Annotated in this window: 14 protein-coding genes; 5 read left to right on the top strand and 9 right to left on the bottom strand. The window is 74.7% G+C overall.

Annotated features, from left to right (window positions below):
• Nucleotides 1-72: 72 nt before the first annotated feature.
• Nucleotides 73-891 (top strand): CPBP family intramembrane glutamic endopeptidase, encoded by an 819-nt coding sequence (locus tag PGB27_RS13245; RefSeq protein WP_408630057.1) that lies wholly within the window; start codon nt 73-75, stop codon nt 889-891.
• Here the strand turns inward: PGB27_RS13245 and PGB27_RS13240 are convergent.
• Entirely contained in the window at nt 888-1,799 is a 912-nt protein-coding gene (locus PGB27_RS13240) for an SDR family NAD(P)-dependent oxidoreductase (protein ID WP_274200825.1), read from the bottom strand. The genes PGB27_RS13245 and PGB27_RS13240 overlap by 4 nt on opposite strands.
• Nucleotides 1,800-1,853: 54 nt before the next feature.
• Here PGB27_RS13240 and PGB27_RS13235 point away from each other — a divergent pair, with 54 nt between their 5' ends.
• Nucleotides 1,854-3,041, top strand: a complete 1,188-nt coding sequence (locus PGB27_RS13235; protein ID WP_274201094.1) for an arginine deiminase — start codon at nt 1,854-1,856, stop codon at nt 3,039-3,041.
• A 168-nt stretch (nt 3,042-3,209) separates the two neighbouring features.
• Complete coding sequence (locus PGB27_RS13230) at nt 3,210-4,148, top strand: DUF5914 domain-containing protein (RefSeq protein WP_274201093.1); 939 nt, start codon at nt 3,210-3,212, stop codon at nt 4,146-4,148.
• A 155-nt stretch (nt 4,149-4,303) separates the two neighbouring features.
• On the opposite strand, the gene PGB27_RS13225 is transcribed toward PGB27_RS13230, so the two are convergent.
• Nucleotides 4,304-5,035 carry a class I SAM-dependent methyltransferase gene (locus PGB27_RS13225; RefSeq protein WP_408630068.1) on the bottom strand — a complete coding sequence of 244 codons (732 nt, stop codon included), beginning with the start codon at nt 5,033-5,035 and terminating at the stop codon, nt 4,304-4,306.
• Nucleotides 5,036-5,436: 401 nt separating this feature from the next.
• On the opposite strand from PGB27_RS13225, the gene PGB27_RS13220 reads away from it, so the two are divergent.
• Together PGB27_RS13220 and PGB27_RS13215 are read left to right on the top strand one after the other, a co-directional pair.
• Nucleotides 5,437-6,822 (top strand): ferric reductase-like transmembrane domain-containing protein, encoded by a 1,386-nt coding sequence (locus PGB27_RS13220; protein WP_274200824.1) that lies wholly within the window; start codon nt 5,437-5,439, stop codon nt 6,820-6,822.
• Between the two features lie 30 nt (nt 6,823-6,852).
• On the top strand, nt 6,853-7,404 hold the full coding sequence (locus tag PGB27_RS13215; protein ID WP_274200823.1) for a ferritin: 552 nt from the start codon (nt 6,853-6,855) through the stop codon (nt 7,402-7,404).
• Here the strand turns inward: PGB27_RS13215 and PGB27_RS13210 are convergent.
• The 7 genes from PGB27_RS13210 to PGB27_RS13180 form a co-directional block, all read right to left on the bottom strand.
• The gene (locus PGB27_RS13210; RefSeq protein ID WP_274200822.1) at nt 7,330-8,370 is read right to left on the bottom strand and encodes a DUF4328 domain-containing protein; all 1,041 of its coding nucleotides are present in this window, start codon (nt 8,368-8,370) and stop codon (nt 7,330-7,332) included. The genes PGB27_RS13215 and PGB27_RS13210 overlap by 75 nt on opposite strands.
• Nucleotides 8,371-8,380: 10 nt before the next feature.
• Nucleotides 8,381-8,719: a rhodanese-like domain-containing protein gene (locus PGB27_RS13205; protein ID WP_408630056.1), complete on the bottom strand. Its 339-nt coding sequence runs from the start codon at nt 8,717-8,719 to the stop codon at nt 8,381-8,383.
• 107 nt (nt 8,720-8,826) lie between these two features.
• Complete coding sequence (locus PGB27_RS13200) at nt 8,827-10,431, bottom strand: solute symporter family protein (protein ID WP_274200820.1); 1,605 nt, start codon at nt 10,429-10,431, stop codon at nt 8,827-8,829.
• Nucleotides 10,428-10,799, bottom strand: a complete 372-nt coding sequence (locus tag PGB27_RS13195; protein ID WP_274200819.1) for a DUF485 domain-containing protein — start codon at nt 10,797-10,799, stop codon at nt 10,428-10,430. Before PGB27_RS13195 ends, PGB27_RS13200 begins: the two co-directional genes overlap by 4 nt.
• 229 nt (nt 10,800-11,028) lie before the next feature.
• Complete coding sequence (locus tag PGB27_RS13190; protein ID WP_274200818.1) at nt 11,029-12,768, bottom strand: sodium/solute symporter; 1,740 nt, start codon at nt 12,766-12,768, stop codon at nt 11,029-11,031.
• Nucleotides 12,769-12,772: 4 nt separating this feature from the next.
• The gene (locus tag PGB27_RS13185; RefSeq protein ID WP_274200817.1) at nt 12,773-14,044 is read right to left on the bottom strand and encodes a hypothetical protein; all 1,272 of its coding nucleotides are present in this window, start codon (nt 14,042-14,044) and stop codon (nt 12,773-12,775) included.
• Nucleotides 14,041-14,898: a LytR/AlgR family response regulator transcription factor gene (locus PGB27_RS13180; RefSeq protein ID WP_274201091.1), complete on the bottom strand. Its 858-nt coding sequence runs from the start codon at nt 14,896-14,898 to the stop codon at nt 14,041-14,043. Before PGB27_RS13180 ends, PGB27_RS13185 begins: the two co-directional genes overlap by 4 nt.
• Nucleotides 14,899-15,062 lie beyond the last annotated feature (164 nt).

Here is a 15,062-nt window from a genome sequence, read left to right as displayed (position 1 = left end):
AGCGGGATGCCCCCGGCGTGCTGGGCCAACCGTGGCGGGCACCCGCCGCGCGGCTCCCCTACCTTGGGCGCGGTGGCGGCGGCGCGGGACCTGTGGCGCGGGTGGACGCGCCCCGTCGGCCCGGTCGTCGCCCCCCTCGTCCCGCGCGAGCGCCGGCTGTTGCGCACCGAGCTGGTCGTCGTCTTCGCCGTGACGCTCGGGCTCTCGGGCGTGCGGAGCCTCGTCTCGCTGCTCGACGCGCTGGCCTCGCCCGTGCGGCTCGACGAGCGCCGGGTGGCCATCGACGAGAGCCTCGCCCGCAACCCGTGGGCCGACCTCGCCGCGCAGCTCGCGAGCTCGTTCGCGCTGGTGGCGTGGGGGGCGCTGGGCCTCTACCTGCTGGTCCGGGCCGGGGCGGGCCCGCGCGCCGTCGGGCTCGACGGGCGGCGACCGGGACGCGACGCGCTCGCCGCGGTCGGGCTCGCGGCCCTCATCGGCATCCCGGGCCTCGGGCTCTACCTCGCCACCCGCGCGGTGGGCCTCAACACCACGGTCATCCCCTCGCTGCTCGGCGAGCAGTGGTGGACGGTCCCCGTGCTGATCGTCTCCGCGTGCGCCAACGCCTGGGCCGAGGAGGTGCTCGTCGTCGGCTACCTGCTGCACGGCCTGCGCCGCCTCGGCGTCTCGGAGAACCGGGCGCTGGCGATCTCGGCGGTGCTGCGCGGGTCGTACCACCTCTACCAGGGCTTCGGCGGCGGGCTCGGCAACCTGCTCATGGGCCTGGTGTTCGGGCGGTACTGGCAGCGCACCGGGCGGCTGTGGCCGCTGGTCGGCGCCCACGCGCTGCTCGACGTCGTCGCCTTCGTCGGCTCGGCGCTGCTGCGCGGTGCGCTGCCGTTCCTGCCCGCCTAACCGACGATGCGGTGCCGGGAGCGGGCCATCATGTTCTCCGGCGCCGGGTCGATGCCGGCCTGCTCGAAGAGCTCCGCCATGCGCCCGGGGATGGCCTCGGGGTCCCAGCGGTGCCCGTCGCCGCGGATCTCGGCCACCGACGTGAACGGCTGGTAGAGCTCCACCGAGTCGCCCTGCACGCCGAAGACCTTGCCGCTGATGTGGCTGCTGTGGTCCGAGGCCAGGTAGGCGACGAAGGGCGCGACGTTGTCGGGGTCGAAGAAGTCGAACTCGCCGCGCTCGAGGCTCGCCCGCCGGTCCTCGCGCACGTCCGGGGGCAGCAGCGCCTCGGTCATGCGGGTCAGCGCCGAGGGGGCGATGGCGTTCGAGGTGACGTTGTAGCGGGCCATCTCCATCGCCACGATCGTCGAGAACGCCGCGATGCCCGCCTTGGCCGCGCCGTAGTTGGACTGGCCGAAGTTGCCGAGGATGCCCGAGGTCGACGCGGTGTGGACGAGGTGCCCGGGCCGCTCGCTCTCCCGCCAGTAGCGGCACGCGGCGCGCGTGGGGGCGAAGTGCCCGCGCAGGTGCACGCGGATGACGTCGTCCCACTCGGCGTCCGACATCTTGACCAGCGTCCGGTCGCGCAGGATGCCGGCGTTGTTGACGACGGCGTCGAGCGCGCCGAACTGCTCCACCGCGGTGGTCACCAGCCCGTCGGCCACGTCGGCGTCCGCGACGTCGCCGGGTACCGAGATCGCCCGGCCGCCGGCCGCGGTGATCTCCTTCGCCACCTCCTCGCCGGCCTCCGCGTCGAACTCCGCGACGACGACCGCCGCCCCCTGCCGTGCGCACTCCATCGCCTCACCGCGGCCGATGCCGCGCCCGGCACCGGTGACCACGACCACCTTGTCCTCGAGCAGTCCCATGGCGCGCACAGTAGAGCGGCCGCCCTAGGGTCGCCGACCGTGGACGTGCCACACGTGGACTCCGAGGTCGGCGACCTGCGCACGGTCGTGCTCCACCGCCCGGGCCCCGAGCTCGAGCGGCTGACGCCCCGCAACGCCGACCGGCTGCTGTTCGACGGCATCCCGTGGGTCGAGCGCGCGCAGCTCGAGCACGACGCCTTCGCCGACCTGCTGCGTCGCGAGGGCGTGCGGGTGCTGCTGCTCGCCGACGTGCTGGCCGAGGCGCTCGCCGCGGTCCCGGCCGCACGGGACCAGGGCATCGCCGACGCCGTCGACGAGCGGACCCTGGGTCGCGAGCTGGGCGGGGCGGTGCGCGCGGAGCTCGCCGAGCTCGACGACGCCGCGCTCGCGGACGTGCTGGTGGGCGGGCGGACCTTCGCCGAGCTCGCGGTGACGGGCAGCTCGCTCGTGCGCGCGATGGCGGGCCCGCACGACTTCGCCGTCGACCCGCTGCCCAACCTCATGTTCACCCGCGACTCGTCGGTGCGCGTCGGGCCGCGCGTCGTGGCCTCGTCGATGGGCATGCCCGCGCGGCGGCGGGAGGCGTCGCTGGTCGCGCTGGCGCAGCGTCACCACCCCGAGCTGGGCGTGGTGGCCCCGACCGCGCCGCGCGACCCGTCGGCGGTCGAGGGCGGCGACGTGCTGCTGCTCGCGCCCGGCGTGCTCGCGGTCGGGGTGGGCGAGCGCACGAGCGCGGCGGGGGCCGAGTCGTTCGCCCGGGCGATGTTCGCCGACGGCCTCGCCCACACCGTGCTCGCCGTCCCCATCGCCCAGCGGCGGGCGACGATGCACCTCGACACGGTGGCGACGATGGTCGACGTCGACACGATGGTGATCTACCCGGGCGTGCTCGACCGGCTCGAGGCGTGGACGATCCGGCCCGACGGCGCCGAGCACCTGCACATCACCGGCCCCGAGCCGTTCCGCCCGGCGGCGGCGCGCGCCATGGGCATCGACACGCTGCGGGCCGTCGACACCGGCCTGGAGTCCATCGCCGCCGAGCGCGAGCAGTGGGACGACGGCAACAACACCCTCGCCCTGTCGCCGGGGCGCGTCGTCGCCTACGAGCGGAACACGACGACGAACGCGAAGCTCGCCGCGGCCGGGATCGAGGTGCTGACCATCGAGGGCTTCGAGCTCGGTTCGGGGCGCGGCGGGCCCCGCTGCCTGTCGTGCCCGTGGGAGCGGGCTCCGCTCGTCTGACCGCTTGACGCCGCACGTTCGGCGCAGCAGCACGTGCGTCCGGCCACAGGCCGCGTCTCCCCACTGCGGCACTACGGCGCCCGGCCTAGCGTGCGGCGCGTGCTGAGGGCGCGACGGCGCGAACCGGTCCACCCGCTGCGGCGGCTGTCCGGGCAGGAGTGGGCGGCGATGGAGCCGACCTGGCGCGAGGCCAAGGTCGGGATCATCGACGCCGCGCTGGCGCGCGCCCAGGCGCGGCCGTCGGGCAACTGGTACGTCGTCGGCGCGAGCCGCGACATCCGCACCGGCACCCCGTTCGGCACGACCGTCGCGGGCGTCGAGCTCGTGCTGTGGCGCTCGCCCGAGGGGATGCTGCACGCCGGGCCCGGCGCGTGCCCGCACCTCGGGGCGGACATGTCGACGGCGGTGCAGTCGGGCTGCGAGCTGATCTGCCGCTGGCACGGCCTCGCACTCGGCCCGTCGGGACGCGCCGGCTGGCGCACGCTGCCCGCCCACGACGACGGGGCGCTGGCCTGGGTGCGTCTGGACGCCGTGGGGCGCGAGGAGCCGACCGACGCGCCGATCCTGCCCGCCCGCCCGCCGGTGGCCGAGAGCCTCGTGGCCGTCGCGTCGATGGTCGGCACGTGCGAGCCCGCCGACGTCATCGCCAACCGGCTCGACCCCTGGCACGGCGCCTGGTTCCACCCGCACTCGTTCGCCGACCTGCGGGTGGAGCGCGCGCCCGGTCGCGACGCCGCCGAGGCCGACGACCACTTCGACCTGCGCGTCGCGTTCCGGCTGACGAGGAACTGGGGCGTGCCGGTGCGCGCGCGGTTCACGTGCCCGGAGCCGCGCACGATCGTCATGCACATCACCGACGGCGAGGGCGCGGGCAGCGTCGTCGAGACCCACGCGACGCCGCTGGCACCCCACCCCGACGGCCGCCCCCGCACCGCGGTCGTCGAGGCGACGATCGCCCACTCCCCGCGTCCGGGGTTCGCGAAGGCCCGGCGGGTCCAGGCGCTGGTACGGCCGGCGATGGAGTGGGCGGCCAAGCGCCTCTGGACCGACGACATCGAGTACGCCGAGCGGACCTACGCCGTCCGCGCCGCCCGCCGCCGGGGCTGAGGCTCGCGGCGTTTGTCGGAGCGAACGGGTATCTCGTTGCTTCTAGGCGCGCGAAGTCCCCGTTGATCACTCGGCGAGCCGCTGCCCCGCGGACGCGAACGGGGAGTTCCTCCGCGTAGAGGCAGCGAACAGCACGTTCGCTGCGACGACGCCGATCAGCGGCGACCGAGCACCGTGTGCACGATCCCGCGCTGCCAGCCGTCGACGGGCCGGGTGTGCACCTCGCGCAGCCCCGCGTCGCGCAGCCGCTGCTCGAGGCGCGCGAGGCCGTCGAAGGCGAGGACGCTGCGCCACAGGTAGCGGTAGAGCGAGGCGTCGCCGGTGACGCGCCGGCCGAGCGGGATGATCACGGCCCAGCAGACGGCGGTCCACACGGCGCGGGCGTAGCCGGAGTCGGCGACCGAGTACTCGTGCACCGCGATCGGGGCGCCGGGCTTGAGGTGGTCGACGAGCACGGCGACGCCGGCGTCGCGGTCGGGGAGGTTGCGCACGAGGTAGGCGGCGAGCAGGCCGTCGAACGGGCCCTCGCCGGCCAGGGCGGCGGTCATGTCCTCGGCCCGCGCGTGGACGAAGCGCACGGTGTCCGGCCACGCCTTCTCGCGGGCCTTGGCGAGCATCTCCGCCGACGCGTCGACCGCGACGATCCGGGCCTCGGGATAGGTCTCGAGCAGCGCCGCCGTCGAGAGCCCGGTGCCGCAGCCGACGTCGAGCAGCACGGCGCCGGCGCCGCGGTCGGGGAGGTCGAGGCGACGGGCCGAGAGGCGCAGGTGCTCGTGGTAGCCGGGGTTGGCGCCGACGAGGCGGTCGTACGACGCGGCGTCCTGGTCGAACTGCGACGACACCCCGGCCGCCGCAGCTGCGCGGTCGAACCGCGGCGCGCCCCGCAGGGACCGCAGCACCGGCGGGACGAGCGCGGCGGTCGCCGCCGTGAGGGCGAGGACCGCGGCGGTCCGTCGACGCCGCTGCGACCGGGACGTGCTCGAGGACGGGATCACGCGGTGCATCCTGCACGGTGGACCGGACCTGCGCGCGGCGGTCCGAGCTGGGGGATTTCCTGACGTTGGGTGTCAGCATGGACGCCACGCTGGCACCACCCCGTGCGCCGTCCACCCCGAGGACACGACCTGACGAACCTGAGAACCCCGAGCCGCAGACGGAGCACCGGTTGCCCCGATCGGGGGAAGCTTGGGCGGGTGGGCGCGCCCTGGGCGCCCGTCGTCGCGTCACACCACCCGCGGTTCTCAGACGCGCCGGGGCGACTGATCGACACTGCCTACCGTTCCGCGCCGTGCCGTTGAAGCTGACCCGTGTGCTGTGGGGGGCGGGGCTCGCCGCCCTCGTGGTGCTCCCCGTCGCCCTCATGGCCGCTCGCGCCGGCGGGACCTCGGTGCTCGGGATGCTGTCGGTCGGGCTCGGTCTGCTCGCCCTGAGCCTGCTGATCGTGGTCGTCGTCGTGCCGAGCCGCGTGCGCTCGCTGACGCGGGCGTTCGGGGTCGAGAAGGTGATCGGCCTGCACCGCTGGCTCGGGACGCTGGCGATCCTCCTGGTCGGCCTGCACCTCGCCGTGGCCGTCGCCAACCACCCGATCCTGCTCAACCCGTTCCGGGCGACGGAGGCGGCGAAGGCCGGGTGGACGTCGGTCGTCGCGCTCCTGCTGGTCGGGCTGGTCGCGGTCCGGGGCCGGCGGCCCGGCGCACGCTACGAGATCTGGGCGCGCCTGCACGTCCTGCTCGCCGCCGCGGCGCTCGTCCTCGCCGGCCTGCACGTGTTCTGGCTGGGCAACCTCGTCACCGACCCGGTCATGCGCGTCGTGCTCTCGGCGCTGGTGCTGGTGCTGCTCGGGGTGCTCGCGCACCGCTGGGTGTGGCGCCCGCTGTTCTCCCGCCAGGGCGCCTACGTCGTCTACGGGGTGCGCCGCGAGAGCCCGACGGTCTCGACGCTCGTGCTCGCCCCCGTGCACCTGCGCCGCGGTGGCCTGCGCTTCTCGCCCGGACAGTTCGTCTGGCTGCGCCTGCGCCGCGCGGTGGTCGGGACCGAGGAGCACCCGTTCACGATCGCGTCGAGCGCGCGGGTCACCGGCCGCCTCGAGCTCACCGTCCGCGACCAGGGCGACTTCTCCGGCCTGCTCTCGACGCTGCGCACCGGCAGCAAGGTCTGGCTCGACGGCCCGCACGGCTCGTTCACCGACGCGGCGGCGCCCGGGTCGGCGGGCCTCGTGCTGCTCGCGGGCGGCGTCGGGATCACGCCGATGATGAGCATGCTGCGCACCCTCGCCGACGGCGGTGACACCCGTACCCACCGCCTCGTCCTCGCCGAGCGCGGCACCGAGCCACTGTTCGCCGACGAGCTCACCGCCCTCGCCCGGCGCCTCGACCTGCGGGTCACGCGCACCGAGGGCCGCCGGATCGACGCCGAGCTGCTCGACGAGGTCCTGCCCGACGACCTCGCCGCGCGCCACGACCTCGACTACTTCGTGTGCGGCTCGCCGTCGGTCACCGCCGGGTCGCTCGCCGCCCTCGACCAGCTCGGCGTCCCACCGGCGCGCATCCACACCGAGCAGTTCGGCTGGTCGGGCGCGATCCCGGTCGCCGACGGGGCGGCGGGGCGCACGAGCACCGAGGTCCCGGCGCCGCGGTCGGGCGGCAAGCACGGGCGGCGCTCGGCGCGCACCTGAGGACCGGGCGGAACACCTAGACTCGGGCGCATGTCCGCCGCGACGTTCCACGAGCTGCTCCGGGCGCAGATCCGCAACGAGTTCACGGCCTCGCAGCAGTACACCGCGGTGGCCGTGTACTGCGACGACCAGGACCTCCCCCAGCTGGCCGCGCACTTCTACGCCCAGGCACTGGAGGAGCGGAACCACGCGATGGGCATCGTGCAGTTCCTCCTCGACAACGACCTGCCCGTGTCCATCCCGGGCATCGACGACGTGCGCGCCGACTTCGACTCGGTGGAGCAGGTCGTCGAGCTCGTGCTCGCCCAGGAGCGCACGGTCACCGACCAGATCGCGACGCTGGCCCGCACCGCGCGCGACGAGGGCGACTACCTCGGCGAGCAGTTCATGCAGTGGTACCTCAAGGAGCAGGTCGAGGAGGTCGCCTCGATGACCACGCTCCTGCGCATCGTGCGCCGCGCCGGCGACAACCTCTTCCACGTCGAGGACTTCGTCGCCCGCGAGATGTCACCCGACCTCGGCACCGACCCCACGGCCCCGCCCGCCGCCGGCGGCATCGCCGTCCTCGGCAGCACCGGCTGACGCCGCCCCGCCGGCGGACCGGGCCGGCCCCACCCCCAGCACCGCCTCCCGCCCCGCGGGCCGCAGCTGCGGGGCGATCAGCTCGGTGAGGTGGGTGACGACCCGGACGGTCGCGAGCGCCGCCACGGCCGCCGCGACGTCGGCGATGGCGTGCAGGAGCACCGAGTCCGCCAGCGCCTGGGTGCTCGCCCCCAGCCCGCGCAGCACGGCCGCGACCCCGAGCACCACGCTCGCGTCCCACGCCACCCACCAGCGGCGCACCGGCGTCGACGGGCGCGGGCGCTCGTCGCGCGGCAGCCCGGAGGCGGCGTGCTCGAGCTCGGTGAGCGCCGACCCGGGCACGGTGAGGTTGGGGCCGGGCAGCACGCTGCCGACGACGACGGCCCGGAACCGCCGCGCCGGGCGCGTGCCCGAGAAGGTCGCCGTGATCCCGCGGGCCAGGTGCAGCCACCACAGGAACAGCACGCCGGTCGCCAGCGCCGCCGCCGGGGCGAGCACGCCGAGCAGGGCGACCAGCGCGTCGGAGGCGGTGACCGGCCCGGACGGGAGCGCCGTGCTGCGGCTCGCGACGAGCAGCCCGTAGCGCACGGCCTCGGCGAGCGCCCCGAGCCCGGCGAGCACCGCGGTCACCGTCGCCACCCGGACGAGCAGCCCGCCCCGGCGGCGCAGGACCTCGTCGGGCTCGCGCGGCGGCGGGGCCGGCAGCGCACCCTCGGCGCCGGGCTCGGGCGCGGGCATCCAGCTGCGCAGGCTCCAGCGCGGGGTCGCGCGGTAGCGCGGGGGCCCGGTGTACGGGCGGCGGGGGGCCCGTGGTTCGCGGGGGCGCAGCGCGTCCGGCGGCAGCGCCACCCAGCGCACGCCCGCGAGGACCCGACCGCAGTGCACGCAGTACCGCGTCGCGCCCGCGCGCGGCGCCCCCGGCGCGTCCGGGGGCGGCTGGGGCCGCCCGCACCGCGGACAGGTCACGGCGCGGCCCTCAGATCACCGCCGCCGGCCCGGGGCCCTCGGCGGTCATCGGCCGCCCCTCGGCCTCCCAGGCCAGCATGCCGCCGCTGACGTTGACCGCCTTGTGCCCGCGCTGGACGAGGAACGCGGTGACCTGCGCCGACCGGCCCCCGACCTTGCACACCACGGCCAGCGGGCCGTCCGGGATCTCGTCGAGCCGCCCGGTGATCTGCGACATCGGCAGGTGCACCGCGTCCGGCGCGTGCCCGGCCGCCCACTCGTCGTCCTCGCGCACGTCGAGCAGCGTGGCGCCGGGCGGGATCTCGCCGGGTCCGACCGAGGGGGGTCCGGGGTGGCTCACGGTGCCCATCCCATCACAGGTCCGGCGAGGCGGCCGTGAGCGCACACCCACCCCGGCCGACACGACGGAGCCCGCCCGGCCCCGATGGGGACGGACGGGCTCCGGCGCGTGCGGGACTAGTGGTCGACCGCTTCGCGGGACGCGCCCGCGCCGGTCATCGACCGGACCTCCATCTCGGCGAACTTGACCTCGTTGACCGGCTCACGGGAGCCGATCATCGTGCCGATCACGCCGAGCAGGAAGGACAGCGGGATCGAGACGAGGCCCGGGTTCTGGAGCGGGAAGAACGCGAAGTCGACGCTCTCACCGAAGATCGACGTCGGTCCGCCCGACACCACCGGCGAGAAGATGATCAGCAGGATGCAGATCGCCAGGCCGCCGTAGATGCTGAACAGCGCCCCCGTGGTGTTGAACCTCCGCCAGAACAGCGAGTACAGCAGCGTGGGGAGGTTCGCCGACGCGGCCACCGCGAAGGCGAGGGCCACGAGGAAGGCGATGTTCTGGCCGTTGGCGAGGATGCCGCCGACGATGGCCACGATGCCGACGACGAGTGCCGTCCGCCGGGCCACCTTGACCTCCATGCCCGGCTCCGGGTTCCCGTCCTTGATCACGTTCGCGTAGATGTCGTGCGCGAACGAGGCCGCGGCGGTGATCGTCAGACCGGCGACGACGGCGAGGATCGTCGCGAACGCGATCGCGGCGATGATGCCGAGCAGCAGCGTGCCGCCGACCTGGAAGGCGAGCAGCGGGGCCGCGTCGTTGACGTTGGCCGAGGTCAGGGTGCCCCGGGGCAGCAGCGCCGCGGCGCCGTAGCCGATGACCAGCGTGAACAGGTAGAAGATGCCGATGATCCAGATCGCCCACTGGACCGAGCGGCGGGCCTCCTTGGCCGTGGGCACCGTGTAGAACCGCATGAGGATGTGCGGCAGGCCTGCGGTGCCGAGGACCAGCGCGAGGGCCAGCGACAGGAAGTCGAGCTGCGTCGTCAGCGTCTTGCCGTACTGGTTGCCGGCGTCGAGCAGCGGCTTGCCGGTGTTCTCGACGGCGGCGCCGAGCAGGCTCGACAGGTTGAAGCCGTAGAGGCCGAGCACCCAGACGGTGATCACCGCGGCGCCGACGACCAGCAGCGCGGCCTTGATGATCTGCACCCAGGTGGTGCCGCGCATGCCGCCGTAGAGCACGTAGATGACCATGAGGATGCCGACCACCGCGATGACCAGGGACTGGCCGTCGAACGGGGTGCCGGGGGTGTTCTTCACGCCGAGCAGCAGCGAGATCAGGCCGCCGGCGCCGGCCATCTGGGCCAGCAGGTAGAAGAACGACACCAGCAGCGTCGACACGGCCGCGGCGGCGCGGATCGGCCGCTGGCGCATCCGGAAGCTCAGGACGTCGCCCATGGTGAAGCGGCCGACGTTGCGCAGGAGCTCGGCGACGAGCAGCAGCGCCGTGAGCCAGGCGACGAGGAAGCCGATGGAGTAGAGGAAGCCGTCGTAGCCGTTGACGGCGATCGCGCCGGCGATGCCGAGGAACGACGCGGCCGACAGGTAGTCGCCGGAGATCGCGATGCCGTTCTGCGGCCCGGTGAACGAGCTGCCGGCGGCGTAGTAGTCCGAGGCCGTGTTCGACGCGCGGCTGACCCGGTAGACGATCAGCAGCGTCACGACGACGAAGAGGGCGAAGATCCCGATGTTGAGCGCGGGGCTCCCGACCTGGGTGCTCACAGCTTCTCCTCCACGCGCAGGCGCAGCGCCTCGGCGTCGTCGTCGAGGTTCCGGTTGGCGAAGCGCACGTAGAGCGTCGCGATGAGGAACGTGGACACGAACTGCAGCAGGCCCAGCAGCAGTCCGACGGTGAAGTTCGTGCTGCCCAGGCGGGTGTCGACCACGCCGTGGGCGAAGTCGGACAGCAGCACGTAGACCAGGAACCAGCCCAGGAAGACCGCGCTCATGGTGAAGATGAAGCCGCGCCAGCGACGTCGGAGCGACACGAACTCCGGCGAGCGCTGCACCTCCTGGTACGCGGTCGGGGTGTCTGACGTGGCGGCCGAGGACGCGCTCGGCCCACCTGGGTTGTCGTCGGTGGCACTCACGAGGTCTCCACGTGGTCGTCCGTCGTCGTCGCGATCGCGCCGAACCATAGACCGCCGTGCGTCACATCTCTTAGCCCATTCGTGTGACTACTCACAGCGATCTCACTCGGCCTACCCGGGGACCAGCCATCCTGATCCTCCCGTTCGTCCGGATCGGTCCGGGGCATCACGCCGCGTGGCATGTGCTCACGCAGCGTCGCGGGAAGATTACGTGATGCGCGGGTGTGGATCAGGCCGTCGGCCGCGCGCCACGCCGGGCGTCGCCGAGGCCGAGTCGCTCGGGGGCGTGCAGGCGCAGCAGGGTGCGCCCCACGTTGGTGGGGACGCGGTGCGGCGTCGACCTGCTGACGAGCACCATGACCAGGAACGTCAGCGGCACGGTGACGAGGGCGGGCCGGGCGAGCAGCACGCCCGCCGCGCCCTCGGGCGCGACGCCCGCGAGGGTCGAGCCGACCGCGGCGACCGCCACCCCGCCGCCGACGAGCATGCCGATCACCGCGCCGCGGTCGGTCAGGCCCTTCCACCAGATGCCGAGCACCAGCAGGGGGCAGAAGGTGGAGGCGGCGAGCGCGAACGCCAGGGACACCGTGAGTGAGAAGTCGAGGCGCGTGGCGCCCAGCGCCGCGACGATCGGCACCACGCCGCCCACATGGGCGGCGATGCGGAAGTCACCCAGTCGGCGGGGCAGCAGGTCCGTCGACAGCACGCCGGCGACGGAGAGCAACAGGCCCGACGACGTCGACAGGAACGCCGCGAAGGCGCCGGCCGCGACGAGCGCCGCCAGGGCGATGCCCGCCCACCCCGGTAGGGCCGCGGTGGGCAGCAGGAGCACCGCCGCGTCGGTCTGTCCGGTGACGAGCAGCTGCGGCACGTACAGCCGCGAGAGCACGCCCAGCACGACCGGGAGCAGGTAGAACCCGCCCAGCATGGCGAGCACGACCACCGTGGTGCGGCGGGCCGCCCGGCCGTCGGGGTTGGTGTAGAAGCGCACGAGCACGTGCGGCAGGCCCATGGTGCCGAGCAGCAGGGCGACGATCAGCGAGTACGTCGCCAGCAGCGAGTGGCCGTCCTCGGCGAACCCTGTCAGCGGCGCCGACCAGGACGCGGCGTCCGGGTCCGCGTCCGCGACCACCGGGACCGCCGAGCCCGCCGGGAAGCGCAGCTCGGTGCCCGCGTCGACGGTGTGCAGGCCGGGACCCCAGGACACCGGCCCGTTGATCGTCCGGCCGTCGACCTCGCCGCGGACCCCGATCTCCACCGGCGTCGTGACCTGCAGCGTCACCGGGGTGCTCACATCGACGGTGGTGGCCTCGTCGAAGGAGGGCGGCGGGGGCACGCCACCGCGGTCCGGTCCGAACGTGAACACCCCGACGAGCACGAGCACCGGTACGGCGAGCGCGGTGAGCTTGAGCCAGTACTGGAAGGCCTGCACGAAGGTCATCGAGCGCATGCCGCCGAAGGTCACGCTCGCGGTGACGACGAGGCCGACCGCCACCACCCCGACCCACGTCGGCCAGGTCGTGATGACGGTGAGCGCGAGCCCCGCGGCCTGGAGCTGCGGGAGCAGGTAGAGCCAGCCGATGAGCACGACGAACCACGTCGTGACCGTGCGCAGCAGTGACGAGTCCAGCCGCACCTCGGCGAAGTCGGGCACGGTGTAGGCCCCGGAGCGGCGCAGGGGCGCGGCGACGAAGAACAGCAGCGCGAGGTAGCCCGCGGTGAAGCCGACCGGGTACCAGAGCCCGTCGACCCCGTCCTTGAGCACGATGCCCGCGACACCGAGGAACGACGCCGCCGAGAGGTACTGCCCGGAGATCGCGGCGGCGTTGGCGCGGGTGCCGACGGTGCGCGAGGCGGCGAGGAAGTCGTCGGTGGTGCGTGCGACCCGCACGCCCAGCGAGCCGATGACGATGGTGACGACGCCGACCACGACGACGGCGACGAGCGCGACGATGCCCGCGAGGTCCACGCGCTCAGTCCTCGACGTTGTCGGCGAAGTCGAGCTCGTTGCGCTCGGCGGTGCGGACGTAGAGCCAGGCCAGGGCCAGCATGAACGGGTACGGCGCGAGGCCCAGGACCAGCCACGGCAGCGTCACGCCCGCGACCTCGAAGGACCCGAACCGCGGCAGCACGAGGAAGAGCACGGGCAGCGCGCCCAGCACGAACACCGCGACCAGCCCGAGGCGCATCCCGAGCGCGAGCTGCGCGCGCAGGAGGTTGCGCAGCAGCAGCTCGCCGGTCTCGGTCTGCTGCTCGATCTCGGCGACGGTGCGCACCGCCCGTGTCGGCACCCGGCGCTCGGCGAGCACGACCCGCACGCGCTCCGACCCGGTGTCCAGCCCGTCGGACACGGGCGGGACGACGACGCCGGGGCCGGTGTGCAGGAACGTGCCCCCGGGTGCGGACGCCAGCGGGGTGTCGGCGGTGACGGCGGTGCCGTCGACCGGCGCGCCGCCCGCGGACGGCGCGGCCGTGGACGCCGCGAGGGGCATCGGTCCGACGCCGCCCGGGCCCGTCACCGGCGTCGCCGCGAACTGCTCGGTCTCCGCGTCGGGGGCGGCGTGGCGGGGGCGGTAGCCGCTCGGCGGGGTGTGGACCGCGCCGGGCTGCTCCGGGCGCGCGTGCCGGCCGTGGCGGCGGGCCACGCCGGGCGGGGGCTGGCCGGGCGAGGCGAACGTCGGCGGCACGGGACGTCGCGGCGGGTCGGGCACGGCGACCGGGGCGCGGCCGGTGGGTCCCGGGGATCCCGGGGACGCTCCCGCGGGCGCCGCCGTGCCGGAGGGCGGGCTCGCGGTGCCCGGCGTGCCCGGCGTGCCCGGCGTGCCCGGCGTGCCCGTCGTGCCCGTCGTCGGCGTCGCGTTCATGGGGCTCGGCGGCGTCGGCACCCCGCTGCTGCGCGGCGAGCGCGAGGGACGGGACCGGCGCACCGTGCCCGTGTCGGGGCCCTGGCCGTCCCACCCCTCCGACGTCTCCCCCGCCCGGCCGTCCGGGGTGCCGTCGGCGGGCCCGGTCTCCCGGGCGTCGCCGTCGGGGGACCGCTCGGGGGCGGGCACCGGGCGCAGGCTCTCGGCGGCCGTCGCCGGCCGGGCCGGCTCGGCGGCGCCGTCGCCGGCGCCGTCGCCCGCCCCGTCGCTGGAGGCCGTGGCACCGGCGGCGGAGCCTCGGGCGGGACCGTCGACCCCGTCCGTCCCGGCGGTCTCCGGGACGGGCCCCGAGGCCCGCGCCGGACCGCCGGGGGAGGTCATCGTCGGCCCCAGGCCTGCTTCGTCGAGCGGACGAGACGGTCCTTGAGCTCACGGGTGTGCCGGCGGCTGACGGGCAGCTCGGCGACGTCGCCGCCGCTGCCCAGCCGGACGACGTACCCGGAGCCGGCCAGGCGCAGCTCGGTGATGAGCGGCAGCGCGACGAGGTACGAGCGGTGGATCCGCACGAACCCGGCGTCCGACCAGCGCTCCTCGAGCACCGAGAGCGGGATGCGCACGAGGTGGCTGCCCTCGGTGGTGTGCAGGCGCGCGTAGTCGCCCTGCGCCTCGACCCACCGCACCGTCGAGCGCTGCACCAGCTTCGTGGTGCCGGCGAGCTCAACCGGGATCACCTCGTCGTCGCCCTCCTCGTCGGCGGCGGGCTCGACGGGCACCGTGGTGCCGCGCGAGGACAGGATCCGCGACAGGGACGCGTAGAGGCGCTCGGGCCGCAGCGGCTTGAGCAGGTAGTCGACCGCGCCGACGTCGAACGCCTCGACCGCGCGGTCGTCGTGCGCCGTCACGAAGACGACCGACGGCGGGATGACGTACCGCGACAGGACGTTCGCGAGCTCCAGGCCGTCGAGGCCGGGCATGCGGATGTCCAGGAACAGGACGTCCACGTCGGACTGCTTCGCGGGCGCCGGCAGGCCCGCGGGTGGTGTTCCCCCGGAGAAGCCACCGAGGTCCACCCGGTCACCACCGGTGAGGATCCGCAGGGCGGAGATCGAGTCGGAGGCCCGCAGCACGGTGCCCACCCGCTGGTCCTGCTCGAGCAGGTAGGCGAGCTCCATGAGCGCCGGTTCTTCATCGTCGACGGCGAGTACTACGAGTCCGTCGTTCTCGTTCGTGTTCACTGCCACGCCATCCTGCCCAGCCGAGGTTCGCACGTCCACGATAGGACCCGATCGGCTCGCCACCCTGCCGTGCCCCGTCGTCCACGCCCGGCGTGCCGTCACCCGATGGGGGCGTGGCGAGCACGGACCACCCGTTCGGGGGGACGGCGTTGGTCCACCCGATC

It is taken from the genome of Actinomycetospora lemnae, assembly GCF_028737315.1.
GTDB lineage: Bacteria > Actinomycetota > Actinomycetes > Mycobacteriales > Pseudonocardiaceae > Actinomycetospora > Actinomycetospora lemnae.
Note: the sequence above shows the minus strand (reverse complement) of the source record. Positions and strands in the feature narration are given on the sequence as shown.

Bases quoted from the DNA above. Each gene is read 5' to 3' on its own strand.
- PGB27_RS13240 (WP_274200825.1), bottom strand. From the start codon at position 1,799: ATGGGACTGCTCGAGGACAAGGTGGTCGTGGTCACCGGTGCCGGGCGC.
- PGB27_RS13230 (WP_274201093.1), top strand. From the start codon at position 3,210: ATGGAGCCGACCTGGCGCGAGGCCAAGGTCGGGATCATCGACGCCGCG.
- PGB27_RS13215 (WP_274200823.1), top strand. From the start codon at position 6,853: ATGTCCGCCGCGACGTTCCACGAGCTGCTCCGGGCGCAGATCCGCAAC.
- PGB27_RS13205 (WP_408630056.1), bottom strand. From the start codon at position 8,719: ATGGGCACCGTGAGCCACCCCGGACCCCCCTCGGTCGGACCCGGCGAG.
- PGB27_RS13185 (WP_274200817.1), bottom strand. From the start codon at position 14,044: ATGACCTCCCCCGGCGGTCCGGCGCGGGCCTCGGGGCCCGTCCCGGAG.